We start from the raw sequence: 15,269 nt of genomic DNA, 5'->3' as shown, positions 1-15,269 counted from the left end.
CCGGCGCGGAACGCCGGCGCGCATCGCGAACGTCATTTCAGCGTGAACGTGTAGTGGCCTTGCGTGCGATGGCCGTCGCTGGCCACCGCGATCCACGCGACCGTGTACGTGCCGGCGGTCAGGCTGGCCAGTGCGACGTGCATGCGCTTCCGGTTGCCGGCGTCGACGGACGATTTCCCGTCGACGACCGACTGCCCGTGGCTGTCGGTGACGGCGATCGAGCTGAAAGCGGGCTCGAGCGCTTCGCTGAAACCGATCGTGACCGCATGCGGCGCGGTTGAAAGCGTGGCGTCGGCGGCCGGGTCCTGCGTCTTCGGGAGCGCGTGGGCCTGGGCGGCTTGGATGACGACGAAGCCGAGTGCGGCGAGTGCGCCGCGAATGAAAGAGGTGGTCTTCATGGTTGGGTGTGCGAGTGGCGAACTGGATGGAGCAACACGAATTCGACGAACGGATGCACGCGCACCATCGGCACCGATGCCGGCGCGAACGTGTGCGGCCGGACGTTCGCCCGCAAGCGAATGTCGGTGCGACAGCACGAACCGGAAGCCGCCAGCCGCACGCACGGCACGATGCCGCGCGCAACACGGTGACACATGATCGTCCTTCGAAACGTGACACGTCGCGCGCGCCGGTGGCGTGCGCGAACCACGCGATGCGCTACGGCATCACGGGCGTTGACGACGAATCAGGACGAGAATGGCGGGGCGCGCGGTTGCGCGGCCGTGAGCGGCAGCGCGCGGCGCAGGCTTTCGAAGCGGGTTGCTTCGCGATGCTGAATGACGTGCACGTTGGCCGCGAACGTCAGTTCGGGCGCGGGCATGGCGGGTGTGTGAGCAAGCAGGCTGCAATAGCCGCATGCCTGGAGGTGGGCCTGCAGGCTTTTCCGCGACGAATCGGCGGAGTGCTCGCCGTTGGCAGGCGCGGTCGTGCAGTAGCCGGCCAGCAGCGTATCGACACGCTGCTGCGTCGTCAGTGCCTGCGAGATCGTCGGCGCGAGTGCCGTCATCAGGATGGCGAGCATCCCGATCAGACTGCCGATCTTCCGGAGGCGACGACTCAGCATGCGATGCGCGGCGACGGTTGGACAACGATGGAGCGGATTATGCCACGCACGTCGATTCGCATGTCGGCACGGACGTGCGGCGTTGCGGCGCGCTACGCGTGTTTCGCCAGGTATTTCGTGATCAGCGTCATCTGCGCGGCCCAGCCGTGATCGTTCATCTCGCGCGCCTTCGCGCGGCGCGTTTCGATCAACTGATCGAAGCCCGTTTCGGTGACCGTGAGCAGCGTGCCGCCGGCCTGTGCGGCGAGCGCGAACGTGACGAGCGTCATCGGCTCGGAGGTGTAATCGAAATTCGGATCGATCGCGAACGGATGCCAGCGAAACGAGAACAGATCCTTCGGCTCGACGCGATCGACGACGATTTCGAACACGGTGCCCGCGTAGGGCTCTTGCGCCTTGGCGACGTCGTCGTCGACGCGTGTCGGCGTGATGCGGCCGAACAGCGGCTGGCCGGCTGCGAACGGCCCGTCGAACGTGACGCCGAACCACTGGCCGAATTCGCCGGAATTGCTGACGGCTTCCCACACACGGTCGGGTGATGCGTTGAGCTGGGCCTGTTTTTCGATGCGATCGGTTTGCTGGGTCATGACGTTCTCCACACAGGATCAACCTTTGCTGGACGGCACGCGCAAGCGCGCACCGCGTCTAGTCGAGCATGACCGCGTCGGGCACGTCGAGCACGAGGTCCGACGTCGCGACGGCCACGCACGGCAGCGTATAGCCGTCGGCCTTTTCCTCGCGGCTCAGCCCCGGCCATTCGATCGTGTAGCGTACGCTGCCGCTGACGATCCGGCAAAGGCAGCTTCGGCACGTGCCGTTGCGGCACGAACGCGGCAGCGACACGTGCGCGAACGCGGCGGCTTCGAGCAGCGTGAGCGAATCGGGCGCATCGAAGGTCGCGCCGAGCGGCTCGATGCGCACGAGGGGGAGGTGTTCCGGATCGGTCATGGCGGAGGCAGAGGCGGGCGGCGGTTCGGCGACAACGCGCCAAGCATACCCGAACGGGCTGGCGGCCGGCGCCGGCCGGCCGCTGGCGTCAATGCCGGCGCAGGTGCCGGTACACGGTATTGCGGGCGAGCCCGAGCTCGCGCGCGGCCGCCGACACGTTGCCGCCATGCCGCGCGAGCACGGCATCGATCACCGCGGCCTGATGGCTTTGCAGCGTCGTTCCTTCGCGCGTACCGGCCGCGGTGGCTGGCGCAGCGGCGGCGGGCGCCGCCGGTGCGTCGTCGCAGTCGAGCCAGAAATCGTCGGGCAAATGGGCCAGCGTGATTTCGGCTTCGTCTTCGGCCAGCATGCCGGCCGTGCGCAGCACGTTGGTCATCTGGCGCAGATTGCCGGGCCAGCGGTGGCGCGTGAATGCGTCGAGCACGTCGGCTGCGATGCTGCGCGGCATCGGTTCGCTGCGTGCGAGCCGCGCGAGAATCCGCTCGACGAGCGCCGGCAGGTCGGTGCGTGCGGCGAGCGCCGGTAGCGTGACCGCGAGCCCGTTGATCCGGTAGAACAGGTCTTCGCGGAACGTGCCTTCCGCGATCATCGCGCGCAGGTCGCGATGGGTCGCGCAGACCACGCGCACGTCGACCGGCACCGCGCGTGCGCCGCCGAGCGGCATCACCGCGCGCTCCTGCAGCACGCGCATCAGCCGGACCTGCTGCGCGAGCGGCATGTCGCCGATTTCGTCGAGAAACAGCGTGCCGCCGTCGGCCTGCACGATCTTGCCGGGGCTGCCGCGCTTGCGCGCGCCGGTGAACGCGCCGTCCTCGTAGCCGAACAGCTCGGCCTCGATCAGCGAATCGGGCAGCGCCGCGCAGTTGACCGCGACGAACGGGCCATCCGCGCGCGGCGACGCCTGGTGCAGCGCGCGGGCGAGCCATTCCTTGCCGGTGCCGGTCTGGCCGAGGATCAGCAGCGGCAGGTCGCGCCCGCGGATCTTCGCGACGCGTTCGAGTACGGCGGCCATGCGTGCGTCGCCCGTGTCGAGCGTCGCGAACGTGATCGTGTCGGGGTCCGGTGCGCGCACCCGTACGGCGGGCACGGGCGGCGTGACGGCGATGGTGGTCTTGTGCGCTTCCGCGAATTCGCAGCGCGCCAGCACGCGTACGCCGGTCGACAGCGTCAGGCGGAACATTGCGCCGGGTGCGCGTGCCGCCTGCTGCGCGAGCTGGCCGAAACGCATGCCGAACAGCGCGTCGCTAGCCTGATGCTGCAGTGCGTCGAACGACGCGCCGAGCTGGAATTGTGCGCTGCGGTTCGCGGCGATCAGCCCGCCGTCGGGGCCGAAGGCGACGAGCCCGGCGAACAGCGAGTCGACGCATTCCTCGTGCGCATGAAAGCGCAGCCGCAAGGCTTCCGCGCACTGGTTCGCGAACAGGTGGTTCTCGATCAGTTGCGCGGACATCCGCACGAGCGCGAGCGTATGCGGGCTCGAGCCGCGCGGATCGCCGCTGACGTCGAGCGTGCCGAGCGTGCGGCCGAACGGGTCGAAGATCGGCGCGCACGAGCAGGTGAGGATATGGTTCGCGCGCAGGAAGTGTTCGGCGCCGTGCACGGCGACGGCCTGGCCCGATGCGAGCGCGGTGCCGATCGCGTTGGTGCCGCGCGCGCCTTCCGCCCACGAGACGCCGGTACATAGCGCGACGCGGTTGGCTTTTTCGATGAAGTCCGCGTCGCCGATGCTGTGCAGGATCACGCCATCGGCGTCGGTCAGCAGCACGAGGCTTTGCGTGTCGGCGATTTGCGCGTGCAGGTTCTCCATCACCGGGCGGGCGTGCGAGAACAGCGCTTGGTTCGTGTCGAGCAGTTCGCGCAGCGCGATGCGCGACAGCGGCGAGAAATCCGGGCGTTCGTGCGCGCGCAGGCCGACCGCGGTCGAACGCGCATGCGCCTGCGCAAGCAGGTCGGTGCGACCCGCGGTGGCGGGCAGCACGAAGGGTTGCGGCATGACTTGTCTCCTGTCGACCCCTGTTAGCGCTTCAGCGCTTACAGGGGTCCCATGCTTCGCGGTCGGTCACTGTTAGCGCTTTAGCGCTTACAGCGACCCCATGCTTCGCGGTCGGCGGCAGTTAGCGCTTCAGCGCTTAATGATGCCCCATGCTCCTCGAAAATGGCCGATCCGGCACACGCACACTCGCCGAAATCCTCTACGGATTCCCGCCTCCGCGTGCGCCGCACCATCGATGTGCGAACGCCGGCCATCCGGGTACGCATCATCATACAAGCGCCGCGTCCGCTACGCGACCGCGAACAAAATCCCCTTGCTTTTAAATGCCCGCCTGCAATGATGGAAATGGAGCACGCACGCGCCGTGTTCCGCATTGCAACATGCATGCGACGCGACATGCATCCGTTCGGGAGACGCATCATGGTTCGGACGGAACTGAGAGTCGTGCTGGCGGCCATCGCCACATTCATCATGCTGGGCGGCATTGCCGTGGCGATCCACGGGTTGCTGTTCGATCTGACCGATGCGGTGCGATACGGGGCGGCCGCAATTGCGGTGGGCGCCACGTCGGCTGCAATTGCGCTCAACGTCTGGCCGACCGATCCGCACTGACGCCGGTTTCCGAAACGGTGCCGGATGCCGCGCTGATCTGATGAAATGCGCGTCGGAACGACGCACGCCGGAAAATTTGTCTCCTGCGCGAAACCGTCTAAAGTGGAAATCAACCGGCATGCATTGTCCGCGCCTATCCCCGCGGGCCGTGCCTCCGTCGGCGAGCCCGCGTACATTTCGTCCGGCCGGTAGCGGACGACGGACGCGGTCATTCGTTTTCTACCGGTCGAGGCGGCTCCCATGCAGATTCATTTCACGAACGAGAAGCCTGAGTATTCGGGGCGCGACCTGATGCTTGCGTTCACGGCGTTGGTCAATGGCGAGCGCGTCCAATGTCAGATCACGGCCGAGGCGCTGGAAGATCACTTCGGCGCGGCGTCGCCGCGCTTCGAGGACATGGTCGGCGCGTTCGACCAGCACCGTGATCGTATCGAGGCGGCCGCACGGCGCCTGCTGTCGGAGACGCGCGCGCAATGCGTGACGCTGCGCAGCGGCTACGTCCGCTTCTACGAGGCAAACTGGCGCGGATGACACGACGCTCGTCTTGCTGCGCGCGGCGCTGAACGCTGCGCACGCGAAGACGTTGCCTTCATGCGATGCCGTTCGGCGGGGCCGGGCGGCATTTTCGTATGCGGGCCGCACCGGATTGCCCGAGCGTCGGTATCGCCGTGCGGGTCGATTCGTCAGGATCGCAGATGAATCATGCGAAAACGGAAACGCCACCCGAAGGTGGCGTTTTTTCATCGTGCATCGCGCCGAAGCGCGACCGTCACTCGCTGCCGAGATAGAAGAAGCGGAACAGGAACACGGCTGCGATGATCCACACGATCGGCTTGACCGTACGGGCCTGGCCCGTCAGCAGCTTGAGGCCGCCGTAAGCGATGAAGCCGAACGCGACACCGTTCGCGATCGAGTACGTGAACGGCATCAGCAGCGCGGTCAGCGCGGCCGGCACGGCTTCCGTCGCATCGTCCCACGGCACGTCGACCATCTCGCGTAGCATCAGGCACGACACGTACAGCAGTGCCGGTGCCGTGGCATACCCCGGCACGACGCCGGCGAGCGGCGCGATGAACAGGCACGCGAGGAACAGCACCGCGACGGTGATGGCCGTCACGCCCGTGCGGCCGCCGGCCTGCACGCCCGACGCGCTTTCGATATACGCGGTGGTCGACGACGTGCCGAGCACCGAACCTGCGACGATCGCCGTGCTGTCGGCAAGCAGCGCCTTGTTGAGGCGGTTCATCTTGCCTTCGACGAGCAGGCCCGCGCGGTTCGCGACACCCATCAGCGTGCCCGTCGCGTCGAACAGCTCGACGAGGAAGAACACGAGGATCACGTTGATGATGCCGGTCGACAGGGCGGCGCCGATGTCGAGCTTGAACAGCGTCGCGTCGATCGACGGCGGCGCGGAGAACACGCCGTGGAACTGGTTGTCGCCGAAGAAGAACGACAGGATCGTGACGCCGATAATGCCGATCAGGATCGCGCCGCGCACGCGCAGGTGGTCGAGCGTGACGATCGTAAAGAAGCCGATGATCGCGAGGATCGTGTCGTGCTTGTGCAGGTCGCCCAGCGTGACGAGCGTGGCCGGGCTGCCGACGATCACGCCGGACGTCTTCAGCGAGATGATGCCGAGGAACAGGCCGATACCCGCGGTGATCGAGATCCGCAGCGATTTCGGAATGCCGTTGACGATCGCCTCGCGCACGCGGAACAGCGTGACGAGCAGGAACAGGCAGCCGGAGATGAACACCGCGCCGAGCGCGGCCTGCCACGTGAAGCCCATCCCCTTGACGACCGTGTACGCGAAGTACGCGTTCAGGCCCATGCCGGGTGCGCACGCGATCGGGTAGTTCGCGTACAGCCCCATGATGATCGACGCCAGCGCCGCGACGAGGCAGGTCGCGACGAACACGGATTCCTTCGGCATGCCGGCATCGCCGAGGATCGCGGGGTTGACGAAGATGATGTAGGCCATCGTCAGGAACGTGGTGACGCCCGCGAGTATTTCGGTGCGGAAGTCGGTGCCGGCTTCAGCGAAGCCGAAATACCGCTTGATGGATTCCATGAAGGCGTTTCTCCGGTCGGGTTGTCGTGTTGCTTGTTGTGCCGAATTGTTGTAAAGGCAGCGCGCGGCCGGCTTACTGTAACCAGCCACTATTGCCCGGCTATCGGCGGATTGTAATAGCGCGGATAGCTCGGACGATATAGTTGGAGGGCACGATCGAATGATCGATCGGCTGCCTGCGCGCGAACGGTCTGGCAGTCCGGCCGCGCGACGAAGGCGCGCATTTTACCGGTTCGGGCGGAACGGGCCGGAAGAAATGGCGGAAACGGGAGCGGGGCGCGTGAACGAGGCCGGCCGATGCGTGCGCAACGGCATGCAAAACGGCACGCGCGACGTATCGCGCGCGGCGGGGGCGGGATGACATCCGACTGAAACGGAGCGCCCGCATGCATGCACGCATGCGGGGCGGGCAGCGCGTGCGCGCAAACGCACGTACGCGGCCGGTACGGATGCCCGGCAGCGGCGTGCAGCGGCCATTCGTCAGTCCAGGCGGTTGCAGATATCGGGCTATCGTGCGCCGAAGCCGTCCCGTCCGCAACTGTCATTTCGCGAGGCGGGGGGGACTGTGGTTTCTGTGTAAAAGATTGCAAGACCCCATCGCATAAACCGGCAAGTCTTTCTAGGATAGATACACCGCGCATGCACACGCCGGCCGGTAATTGCCGACGCGGGGGAGTCGCAGTTCGTGCAGGCCGGGCGGTGAAGTGCGGTCAAGGCCGTTGCGTGTTCGGGCAGGCACGGCCGCTTGCGATTGCCCGATGCGGGTTCGTCCGTAATCACGGAGGTCAGCATGTTGAACTGGATCAGCCGTTGGGCTATGCGACACGCCCCCACGCCGGAAAAAACCGCTGCGTCGATGCTCGTGACGGCGCGCATGGAACTGTTCGCTGCCGAACAGCGCGTCATCGACGCGAAATTACAAGCGGATTACTGGCGCACACGTGTGTCATTCCTCGAAGAGGTGCAGAAGCAGGGCATCGATCCGTGGGTGACCTCGCAGGCAGCGCAACGCCCCGACCTTGATTCCACTCCACGAAGCACGGGCCCACGTCTCGCCGCCAGCACCTGATGCATCGGTTGCATCCCGTCGCTGAGTACGGCGCGCGATCGCTCGCGGCACGCATCGGCGTGCCGCGTCATTCGATGCGCACCTGCGGCGCGTTACGCCGCAGGTGCGTCCATTTCCGGTTGCGGCCGTTGAGCGTCTCGCGTGCCTGACGGCACGTCGCTCATCCGCTCCGTCTCCCTATCCCGAAGAGCAAACGTTGCACTTGGGCCAGCGTGCGCCTGAAGCGTTCGCCGCGACGCACGTACGCGGTCGTGAGCGTCGCTTCGACTGACCGGTCGGCATCGGTGCCGAGCCAGATGCGCTCGCCGCGCGCGATGCGCAGCACGTCGCCGGGCTGCACCCAGTAATCGTCGACGCACGGCGGGCGCGTGACCCACAGCGCCGCGCCATGCGCGCGGAGCTCCGCGTCCTGCGGCGCGCGCCAGGTCATCGTCGTGCGCGGCGCGACCGCGAAACGGATCACGACATTCGGTAATGCGATCGTGCCGGCGCGGCGCCGATCGGGACGGTCAAACAGCGGGCTTGCCTGGTCCATCGTCTTCTCCATTCAGTGAGCCGGACGGATGACGCGCACCAGAACAAAAAGGCCTCATCCGTTTCCGGTGAGGCCTTGTGTGACATGCGGTACTGCTCGATTGCTAACGCACACGCGCCTCCCGTGAACCATTCTTTCGAATGTTCATCGATCGATGAATCACGGCGGCGATGGATGTATACGTAGGCATGCGAACGAGTTTGTCTTCGTGGAACGTTGTTGTCAACGATAATTTTCGGGATAGGCGAGCGCGATGCATCGACGTGCGCGCCCGGAATTTCGTGACGCCGCTGCGTACCCGTATCGCGTGCGCAGCGGCGCTTTCGTCATGTACGGCTTCGACTTCGACTTCGACTTCGACTTCGCTCGCGGAGCAAGCTGCGCATTCGCTCGAGCGCACGTTCCAGCCACGCGCCGCGTCTCATCGCGTACGCGGTCGTGATCGATGCTTCGGCCGGGCGGTCGTCTTCAGTGCTCATCCAGATGCGATCGCCGCGCCGCACGCGCAGCACGTCGCCGGTGCGTATCCAGTAATCGTCGACGCTGCCCTGTCGCGTGACCCACAGCGTCGCGTCGTGCACGCGGATCTCGGCATCGTTTTGCGCGCACCATGTCAGCGTCTTGCGCGGCGCGACCGTGAATTGCATCACGACCCGCGGCAATGCGATTGCATCGGTGCGGCACCGATCGGGGCAGACAACCAGCCGGCTTGCTTGGTCCATCGTCATCTCCATCCGTTGAGCCGGGCGGGATGACGCGCACCAAAACAAAAAGGCCTCATCCGTTTCCGGCGAGGCCTTGTGACATGCGCAACTGAATCTCGATGCTAACGCACAAGCGCCTCCGGTGATCGCCACGGGTGGGCGTTCACTCGGTTTTTATGCGCGATGGCGGCGGGTTTGAGCGTAAGCATGCGAACGAGTGTGTCGTGGTAGCGCAGCAATGTCAACGGAAATTTCGAGATACGTGGCGGTCACGCGTCGCGTTGCGCGAGCCCGTTTACGAGCAGCTCGGACAGCAGGCCCGTCATCCCTTCCGGGTGCGTGGCCGCGCGTGCCTTCAGCTGTTCGACGAGTTCGGCGTTGAGCTTGCACGCGAACGGCACGAGGCCGTGTTCCTGGTCGAGCTTGCGCTGCGCACGGCGGTCGAGCTTGGCTGCTTCTTCGGCGCCCTTGCCGAAACGCGCGGAACTCGACTGCTTCATCGAGTGCGTCAGCTTGAGCGCCTTGTTCTTTTCGAGATCGGTTTTCTTCATGGCCATCGCGGCACCTCCGGGAAATGAAGCCGCGATTGTACGCATTTCGGCGGGCGCCGCCCGCCGAACCGGCAAGAAACCCGGTCAGGCGCCCTTCGCCGTGCCCCAGTTGCCGCCGTGCGCGGCCGCCTGCGCGGCCGGCGAGCGGGCGAGGTAGGCGAGCGCCTGTTCGGTCGAGCCTTCGTGGTGCGGCGTATAGCTCGGCTTGAAATAGCGTAGCGCCGCGCCGATCACCTTCCAGAACGACGGCAGGTGCCCGCGCCGCGAGCCTTGCCACCACGAGAGCACGAAGCCTGGGTAGCGGCCGGCGTCCGGGTCGCGCCGGTACATGAACTTCGCGCCCGTCGTGATGTAGTAGAGCAGCAGCAGGATCACGAACGCCATGTGTATGCAGCGCTCCGGATAGGTGCCGCCCAGGTGCCGGTAGATGTCGAACGCGACCGTGCGGTGCTCGACTTCCTCCGCGCCGTGCCAGCGCAGCAGGTCGACCATGGTCGGGTCGGCCTTCCCTTCGTCGAGCCCGTGCGCGTTGAGCACCCAGTTGCCGAGATAGCCGAAGAAATGCTCGAGCGACGCGATCACCGCGAGCTGCTGGCGCAGCCAGAAACGCGTGTGGCCGATCTTCAACCCGAGCGGCTGTTCGCCGAGCACGCGTGTGAAGAGGCGGTTGAGCTTTTGCGTGAACGGCTTCGTGTCGATCCCGTGCCGGTCGTAGTAGTGCTTGAGAACGCCGCCGTGCGAACGCGAATGCACGGCTTCCTGCCGCAGGAAGCCTTCGGCCTCGTCGCGCAGGCGCGCATCGGTGATCAGCGGCAATGCCTTGTTGTACACGCGGCAGAACCACAGCTCACCTTCCGGGAACAGCAGGTTCAGCGTGTTGATGATGTGCGTGCTGCCCGGGTCGTTCGGCACCCAGGTGATCGGCGTATCGCTGAAGTCGAACTTCACGTGCCGGGCCTTGATCTTGTGATAGTCGGCGGTATCGGTCATCTGTGTCTCCCTGTGCGGCGTCGTGCGCCGTCAATGCGATGCCATGCTGACGCGGGCGATCATCCGGCCGAGCCACGGCATGAAGCGGCCGACGAAGCGCATCGCGTGCGCCTCGCCCCCGATCGCGACGACGGGGCGGTTGCGCAGCACGCCGTCGACCATTGCCTGTGCGACGGTTTCGGGTTTCAGGCCGCGCATCTGGTACAGCTTCGTTGCGCGCTTGCGCAGCCGCGCTTCGTCCTGTGCGTTGGCGCCCGCGTATTGCGTCGACGCCATGATTCCGGTCTCAGCGAAGCCGGGGCACACGGCCGTCACGCCGATACCTTTCTCCGCGAGTTCCGCGCGCATGCATTCGCTGAGCATCAGCACGGCGGCCTTCGTCGTCGCATACGCGGGCAGGTCGCGCGACGGCCCGAACGCGGCGGCCGACGCGGTGTTGACGATGTGCCCGCCGGTGCCGCGTGCGGCCATCTGCTGCGCGAACAGCCGCGAGCCATGGATCACGCCCCACAGGTTCACGTGCAGGATGCGTTCCCAGTGCCGCGTGCTCGTGTCGAGGATGCCGCCGGCCATGCCGATGCCCGCGTTGTTGATCACGACGTCCGCGCCGCCGAGTTCGCTGCCGACCCACGTCGCCAGCGTTTCCATTTCGTCGGCGGACCCGACGTCGACGCGCTTCGCGTGCGCTTGCGCACCGGTCAGCCCGATCAGCAGCGCGGTGCGTTCGGCGCTCGCGAGATCGATGTCGCACGCAACGATCGTCGCGCCTTCGCGGGCGAACGCGAGCGCCGCGCAACGGCCGATGCCGCTGCCCGCGCCGGTCACTACCGCGACCTTGCCGCTGAAGCGGCCGCTCGTCGCGCGGCGGCGCGCGTTCGCGAGCGCGGGCGGTTCGTTGCCCGATTCGACCGCGTCGATCAGTTGCCCGGCGAGATCCGCGAAGCGCGCCGGATCGGCGAGCGGCAGCCAGTGGCCGGCCGCGACCTCGCGGCGGTAGTACTGCGGCACCCAGCGCGACAGGTTCTCGGACAGCGCGGGGCTCACGTATTTGTCGCCGAGCGGCACGATCGTCTGCACCGGCGCATGCGCGTAGCGCTCGCGCGGCGCGAACAGGCAGCGGATGAAGTTCGCGCGATAGAGGCGCACGCCGCGCGCTCCGTCGTCGGCCTGCGTCGGGCGCGGCGCGGCGGGCGTCTTCTCGAGCCGGCGCAGCAGGCGCGGCCACGCGCGCCCGAGCCACAGCCGCCAGCCGAGCTCGGGGATGAACGGCAGGTGGAACAGGTACACGTACCACGACCGCACGAGCTGGCCGCCGAGCTTGGCGAGCGACGCGGGCGTCGGGCGCAGCACGCGTTCGCGCAGCCAGAAGCCGACGTGGTCGAGGCACGGCCCCGAACACGACGTGTACGACGCGATCCGGCCGGCGAGGCGCGGATCGGTGACGAATTCCCAGCCCTGGATCGAGCCCCAGTCGTGGGCGATCAGGTGCACGGCGCGACCGGGGCAGAGCGCGTCGATCACCGCGACGAAGTCGTCGGTCAGCTTCGCGAGGTGGTAGTCGGCCGTGCGCTTCGGCACGCCGGACAGGCCCGCGCCGCGCACGTCGTACGCAATCACGTAGTGCTGGCGCGCGAGCAGCGGCGCGACGTGCTGCCATACGCTGCTGTCGTCGGGATAGCCGTGCACGAGCACGACCGGCGAGCGGGCCGGGTCGCCCCAGGTCCTGACCGCGAGCGTCAGGTCGCCGGAGGCGACCGCCGTTTCGCTATGAACCGATTCGAACAGGGCCAGCGGCGCTTCGTCGGAAAGAGGCTGCATCGTGAGTCCGTCGTTCAGGGATTCGGGAGGAAAGGCGCGTTTGCGTCAGGCGGCGGCCGGCACGGTCGCGACGGCCTGCGGACGCTCGGCCTGGCGGCGCTGCCAGCGGCGCACGTGCGGCAGGTCTTCGTCGAGCCAGTACGCGTCGTCTTCGGTGATGACGAGCAGCTCTTCGAATTTCGCGCCGACGCCGGCGAAGCCGAGGTGCGGCTCGACGGCCCACAGGCCGGGCACCGGCGCATGCTCGGAGCGGCGGTCAATCGACCACAGCGGCGACCAGCCTTGCTGTTTCGCCGCGCGGCCCTGGTCGAGCAGCAGGTTGCGCGTCGCGTTCAGCCCGAAGCGCGCGACGAAGCGCGGCTTCGACAGCTTGTGGATCTTCGCGACGCGATGCGCGAGCACCTTGAACGGATAGGCCTTGTGGCGCGGCTCGACACCCTGGCGGCGGCACAGCGCGTCGACTTCCTGCGCGACTTCGGCCATCGACCGGCGCTCCTTCACGAGCCGCACGATCATGTCGCGATGGTCCATCAGGTCGTCCTGCAGCTGTTCGAGGATCGGGTTGTGGCCGAGGCAGTGCGCGTAGCCGACGTCGGCCACGATGCCGTCGAGCACGGGCGCGACGTCGAGGATCACCGGCATGTCCGTCTCGAGCTGCCGGTTGCTCGGGAAGAACGCGAGATTGAAGCCGCCCATGTGCTTGAGGCCCGAAAAGCCCTCGAACGCGGTGCGGTCGCCGAACCACGCGAACGGCTTGTGCAGCCAGTCGTGCACGCCGTTGTCCTGCAGCCATTCGGTCAGCAGGCGCGCGGCTTCCTTTTCGGTGATGCCGGGGTAGAGCATCGCGCCGACGGTTTCGACACAGCGGTACGCGAGCTGCTGGACCGCGCGGAATTGCGGCAGCTCGTCGAGGTGGACTTCCGGCAGCGGATGGTGGTCGGCCATGATGCGTCTCCAAATGTCGGCCAGAGTTGGCGCTTCAGCGCTTGTCGACCGGTGTTGGTGCTTCAGCACTTGCTCCGGTCCCACGCAACGCGTACTCCAGTCCTGTGTAAGGCGGGGCGCTGATCCGGAATGCATCCGCTGTCGTTCCCGTCGCGAATTATTCAGTCAGCATTTAATGTGCCATTGAATGATGTAATGATGATAGCCGGTTCGGCGTGGCGCGCCAGCCCCCGGAGGTGAGGATTTCTCCTAATGAAGGGCCGAAATGGAGCGGAGACTCTAGATTTCCGGAAGTTGGGCCGCATGGCCCACGGCGCGCACCCGTATGGACCGGGGGCGCTGGCCGGAGATCGTCACGAGCGGTCTCACGGCGGGCGCCGGCCCGGATGGCCGAGCGTACGGCCGCCTTGCGACGGCCCGGCATGTCGCTCCGGATTAACTCTCCGTCGCGTCGCGACGTGACGCTGTCAAATTGCCGAAATAATTTCGTCACATCATTCGCCCCCGGTTCGGAGCCGTCCCGGCTTCACCGTGCCGATGAGCGGCCGGTGCGCGGTGAGCCGCGCGGGATAGCGACTGAACCCGATTCGACATTTCCACGGAGAGAGACCATGCAACGCCGCCAGTTCATGAATACCCTTGCCGCGGCGACCGCCGCGACGTCGCTGATGCTCAAGGCCGGCACGGCCGACGCGAAGAGCGCAACCGTGCCGGATGCGCTGGACCCGGCCCGCTGGTCGCCGTTCAACGCCGCGCGCCTGCAGGCGGTGCTCGACCGGCATGGCGTCGCGAGCGCGCGCTACGACGAAAAGCGCCGACCGTACGCGGTGTTCGACTGGGACAACACGTGCATCATGAATGACTGCGAAGAGGCGCTGCTGATGTACCAGATCAACCATCTGCAGTACAAGCTGACGCCGGGTGAATTCGTCGACGTAATGTGGAAGGACGTGCCGAAGGGCGCCTTCATGAAGGACTACGTGACGGTGGACGGCAAGCCGGTGACGATGGAGGACCTCGCGGCCGATGTCGAATCCGACTATCGCTGGCTCTACGCGAACTACCAGGGATTCGGCGGCGACAAGAGCCTCGACGAGATTCGCGAGACCGACCAGTTCAAGGATTTCCGCGCGAAGCTGTACTTCATGTACGACGCGATTTGCGACACGCATCCGCTCGAGATCGGCTACAAGTGGATCATCTATTTCTACAAGAACATGACGACCGCCGAGCTGCAGGCGATGGCGGAAGCGTCGAACAACTACGGCATCGGCGACGCGCTGCGCAAGGTCCGCTACGAAAGCCCGAAGACGCTGCCGGGCAAGGCCGGCGTGGTGGCCGACACGCATTTCCACGGCATCCGCATTCATGAGGAAATCCGTGCGGTGATGCACACGCTGCGCGCGAACGGCATCGACGTGTACGTGAGCACGGCATCGCTCGACGATGTCGTGCGCGTGTTCGCCGGCAATCCGAACTATGGCTACGGCGTGCCGCCCGGGAACGTGATCGGCTTGCGTCTCGACATGCAGGACGGCAAGTACACGAGCACGTATCCGGCCGGCTGGCATTTCAACTGGGGGCCCGGCAAGACGGTTGGCATCCGCAACGTCCTCGAGTCGAAGAAGGGCTATGGCCCGCTGCTGGTGTTCGGCGACAGCGACGGCGATGCGTGGATGCTGCGCGACTTCAAGGACACCGCGGCCGGCGTGATCGTCAACCGGATGAAGAAGGGCGAGATCGGCGCGGACAGCAAACTCGCGGCCGAACAGATCGGCAAGCCGGACGCGCGCTTCCTGCTGCAGGGCCGCGACGAGCGCACGGGCCTGATGATCCCGGACGAGAAGTCGATCAAGTACGGCAAGACCGAGCGCAAGCTGCTGGCTTGATGCGCGCGGGGCGCGGGGCCGTTACGGCCCTGCGTCCATCGGGATCGATAGCTGCGCCGCGCGGGCTGGAAAACGAGCGTC

At 66.5% G+C, this 15,269-nt stretch carries 16 protein-coding genes; 4 read left to right on the top strand and 12 right to left on the bottom strand.

Going from position 1 to position 15,269, the window contains the following annotated elements; genetic code table 11:
• Window positions 1–32: 32 nt before the first annotated feature.
• From copC to BCO18175_RS12200, 5 genes are all read right to left on the bottom strand, one after another.
• Entirely contained in the window at window positions 33–398 is a 366-nt protein-coding gene (gene copC / locus BCO18175_RS12220) for a copper homeostasis periplasmic binding protein CopC (protein ID WP_174980951.1), read from the bottom strand.
• A gap of 287 nt (window positions 399–685) precedes the next feature.
• Complete coding sequence (locus tag BCO18175_RS12215; RefSeq protein WP_174980950.1) at window positions 686–1,063, bottom strand: DUF2946 domain-containing protein; 378 nt, start codon at window positions 1,061–1,063, stop codon at window positions 686–688.
• A 92-nt stretch (window positions 1,064–1,155) separates the two neighbouring features.
• Window positions 1,156–1,650, bottom strand: coding sequence for an SRPBCC family protein (locus tag BCO18175_RS12210; RefSeq protein ID WP_174915920.1), 495 nt, complete (start codon window positions 1,648–1,650; stop codon window positions 1,156–1,158).
• A 58-nt stretch (window positions 1,651–1,708) separates the two neighbouring features.
• Window positions 1,709–2,011, bottom strand: a complete 303-nt coding sequence (locus BCO18175_RS12205; protein ID WP_089426933.1) for a 2Fe-2S iron-sulfur cluster-binding protein — start codon at window positions 2,009–2,011, stop codon at window positions 1,709–1,711.
• Window positions 2,012–2,099: 88 nt separating this feature from the next.
• Complete coding sequence (locus tag BCO18175_RS12200; protein WP_174980947.1) at window positions 2,100–4,004, bottom strand: sigma-54-dependent Fis family transcriptional regulator; 1,905 nt, start codon at window positions 4,002–4,004, stop codon at window positions 2,100–2,102.
• A gap of 336 nt (window positions 4,005–4,340) precedes the next feature.
• Between BCO18175_RS12200 and BCO18175_RS40555 the strand changes: the two genes are divergently transcribed.
• Together BCO18175_RS40555 and BCO18175_RS12190 are read left to right on the top strand one after the other, a co-directional pair.
• A complete protein-coding gene (locus BCO18175_RS40555) occupies window positions 4,341–4,616 on the top strand; it encodes a DUF2964 family protein (RefSeq protein WP_346779580.1) in 276 nt (91 codons plus the stop codon).
• A 240-nt stretch (window positions 4,617–4,856) separates the two neighbouring features.
• Window positions 4,857–5,147, top strand: coding sequence for a DUF1488 domain-containing protein (locus BCO18175_RS12190; RefSeq protein WP_039366385.1), 291 nt, complete (start codon window positions 4,857–4,859; stop codon window positions 5,145–5,147).
• 238 nt (window positions 5,148–5,385) lie between these two features.
• On the opposite strand, the gene BCO18175_RS12185 is transcribed toward BCO18175_RS12190, so the two are convergent.
• Complete coding sequence (locus BCO18175_RS12185) at window positions 5,386–6,687, bottom strand: NCS2 family permease (RefSeq protein WP_174980944.1); 1,302 nt, start codon at window positions 6,685–6,687, stop codon at window positions 5,386–5,388.
• Between the two features lie 790 nt (window positions 6,688–7,477).
• Here BCO18175_RS12185 and BCO18175_RS12180 point away from each other — a divergent pair.
• Complete coding sequence (locus BCO18175_RS12180; protein ID WP_006480752.1) at window positions 7,478–7,756, top strand: hypothetical protein; 279 nt, start codon at window positions 7,478–7,480, stop codon at window positions 7,754–7,756.
• Window positions 7,757–7,916: 160 nt separating this feature from the next.
• Here BCO18175_RS12180 and BCO18175_RS12175 read toward each other — a convergent pair whose 3' ends face one another.
• The 6 genes from BCO18175_RS12175 to BCO18175_RS12150 all read right to left on the bottom strand — a co-directional run bounded on the left by BCO18175_RS12175 (window position 7,917) and on the right by BCO18175_RS12150 (window position 13,299).
• Window positions 7,917–8,291, bottom strand: coding sequence for a DUF2917 domain-containing protein (locus BCO18175_RS12175; RefSeq protein ID WP_174980942.1), 375 nt, complete (start codon window positions 8,289–8,291; stop codon window positions 7,917–7,919).
• A 326-nt stretch (window positions 8,292–8,617) separates the two neighbouring features.
• On the bottom strand, window positions 8,618–9,013 hold the full coding sequence (locus BCO18175_RS12170) for a DUF2917 domain-containing protein (protein ID WP_174981430.1): 396 nt from the start codon (window positions 9,011–9,013) through the stop codon (window positions 8,618–8,620).
• Window positions 9,014–9,264: 251 nt separating this feature from the next.
• Window positions 9,265–9,552 (bottom strand): hypothetical protein, encoded by a 288-nt coding sequence (locus tag BCO18175_RS12165; RefSeq protein WP_174915914.1) that lies wholly within the window; start codon window positions 9,550–9,552, stop codon window positions 9,265–9,267.
• A gap of 78 nt (window positions 9,553–9,630) precedes the next feature.
• Window positions 9,631–10,536: a metal-dependent hydrolase gene (locus BCO18175_RS12160; protein WP_174980940.1), complete on the bottom strand. Its 906-nt coding sequence runs from the start codon at window positions 10,534–10,536 to the stop codon at window positions 9,631–9,633.
• Window positions 10,537–10,566: 30 nt separating this feature from the next.
• Entirely contained in the window at window positions 10,567–12,354 is a 1,788-nt protein-coding gene (locus tag BCO18175_RS12155; protein WP_174980938.1) for an SDR family oxidoreductase, read from the bottom strand.
• Between the two features lie 45 nt (window positions 12,355–12,399).
• Window positions 12,400–13,299, bottom strand: a complete 900-nt coding sequence (locus tag BCO18175_RS12150) for a M24 family metallopeptidase (RefSeq protein ID WP_174970135.1) — start codon at window positions 13,297–13,299, stop codon at window positions 12,400–12,402.
• Between the two features lie 611 nt (window positions 13,300–13,910).
• Here BCO18175_RS12150 and BCO18175_RS12145 point away from each other — a divergent pair.
• Window positions 13,911–15,188 (top strand): haloacid dehalogenase-like hydrolase, encoded by a 1,278-nt coding sequence (locus tag BCO18175_RS12145; protein ID WP_174970134.1) that lies wholly within the window; start codon window positions 13,911–13,913, stop codon window positions 15,186–15,188.
• Window positions 15,189–15,269 lie beyond the last annotated feature (81 nt).

It is taken from the genome of Burkholderia lata (assembly GCF_902499335.1).
GTDB lineage: Bacteria > Pseudomonadota > Gammaproteobacteria > Burkholderiales > Burkholderiaceae > Burkholderia > Burkholderia lata_B.
Note: the sequence above shows the minus strand (reverse complement) of the source record. Positions and strands in the feature narration are given on the sequence as shown.

Bases quoted from the DNA above. Each gene is read 5' to 3' on its own strand.
- copC (WP_174980951.1), bottom strand. From the start codon at position 398: ATGAAGACCACCTCTTTCATTCGCGGCGCACTCGCCGCACTCGGCTTC.
- BCO18175_RS12215 (WP_174980950.1), bottom strand. From the start codon at position 1,063: ATGCTGAGTCGTCGCCTCCGGAAGATCGGCAGTCTGATCGGGATGCTC.
- BCO18175_RS12210 (WP_174915920.1), bottom strand. From the start codon at position 1,650: ATGACCCAGCAAACCGATCGCATCGAAAAACAGGCCCAGCTCAACGCA.
- BCO18175_RS12205 (WP_089426933.1), bottom strand. From the start codon at position 2,011: ATGACCGATCCGGAACACCTCCCCCTCGTGCGCATCGAGCCGCTCGGC.
- BCO18175_RS12200 (WP_174980947.1), bottom strand. From the start codon at position 4,004: ATGCCGCAACCCTTCGTGCTGCCCGCCACCGCGGGTCGCACCGACCTG.
- BCO18175_RS40555 (WP_346779580.1), top strand. From the start codon at position 4,341: ATGATGGAAATGGAGCACGCACGCGCCGTGTTCCGCATTGCAACATGC.
- BCO18175_RS12190 (WP_039366385.1), top strand. From the start codon at position 4,857: ATGCAGATTCATTTCACGAACGAGAAGCCTGAGTATTCGGGGCGCGAC.
- BCO18175_RS12185 (WP_174980944.1), bottom strand. From the start codon at position 6,687: ATGGAATCCATCAAGCGGTATTTCGGCTTCGCTGAAGCCGGCACCGAC.
- BCO18175_RS12180 (WP_006480752.1), top strand. From the start codon at position 7,478: ATGTTGAACTGGATCAGCCGTTGGGCTATGCGACACGCCCCCACGCCG.
- BCO18175_RS12175 (WP_174980942.1), bottom strand. From the start codon at position 8,291: ATGGACCAGGCAAGCCCGCTGTTTGACCGTCCCGATCGGCGCCGCGCC.
- BCO18175_RS12170 (WP_174981430.1), bottom strand. From the start codon at position 9,013: ATGGACCAAGCAAGCCGGCTGGTTGTCTGCCCCGATCGGTGCCGCACC.
- BCO18175_RS12165 (WP_174915914.1), bottom strand. From the start codon at position 9,552: ATGGCCATGAAGAAAACCGATCTCGAAAAGAACAAGGCGCTCAAGCTG.
- BCO18175_RS12160 (WP_174980940.1), bottom strand. From the start codon at position 10,536: ATGACCGATACCGCCGACTATCACAAGATCAAGGCCCGGCACGTGAAG.
- BCO18175_RS12155 (WP_174980938.1), bottom strand. From the start codon at position 12,354: ATGCAGCCTCTTTCCGACGAAGCGCCGCTGGCCCTGTTCGAATCGGTT.
- BCO18175_RS12150 (WP_174970135.1), bottom strand. From the start codon at position 13,299: ATGGCCGACCACCATCCGCTGCCGGAAGTCCACCTCGACGAGCTGCCG.
- BCO18175_RS12145 (WP_174970134.1), top strand. From the start codon at position 13,911: ATGCAACGCCGCCAGTTCATGAATACCCTTGCCGCGGCGACCGCCGCG.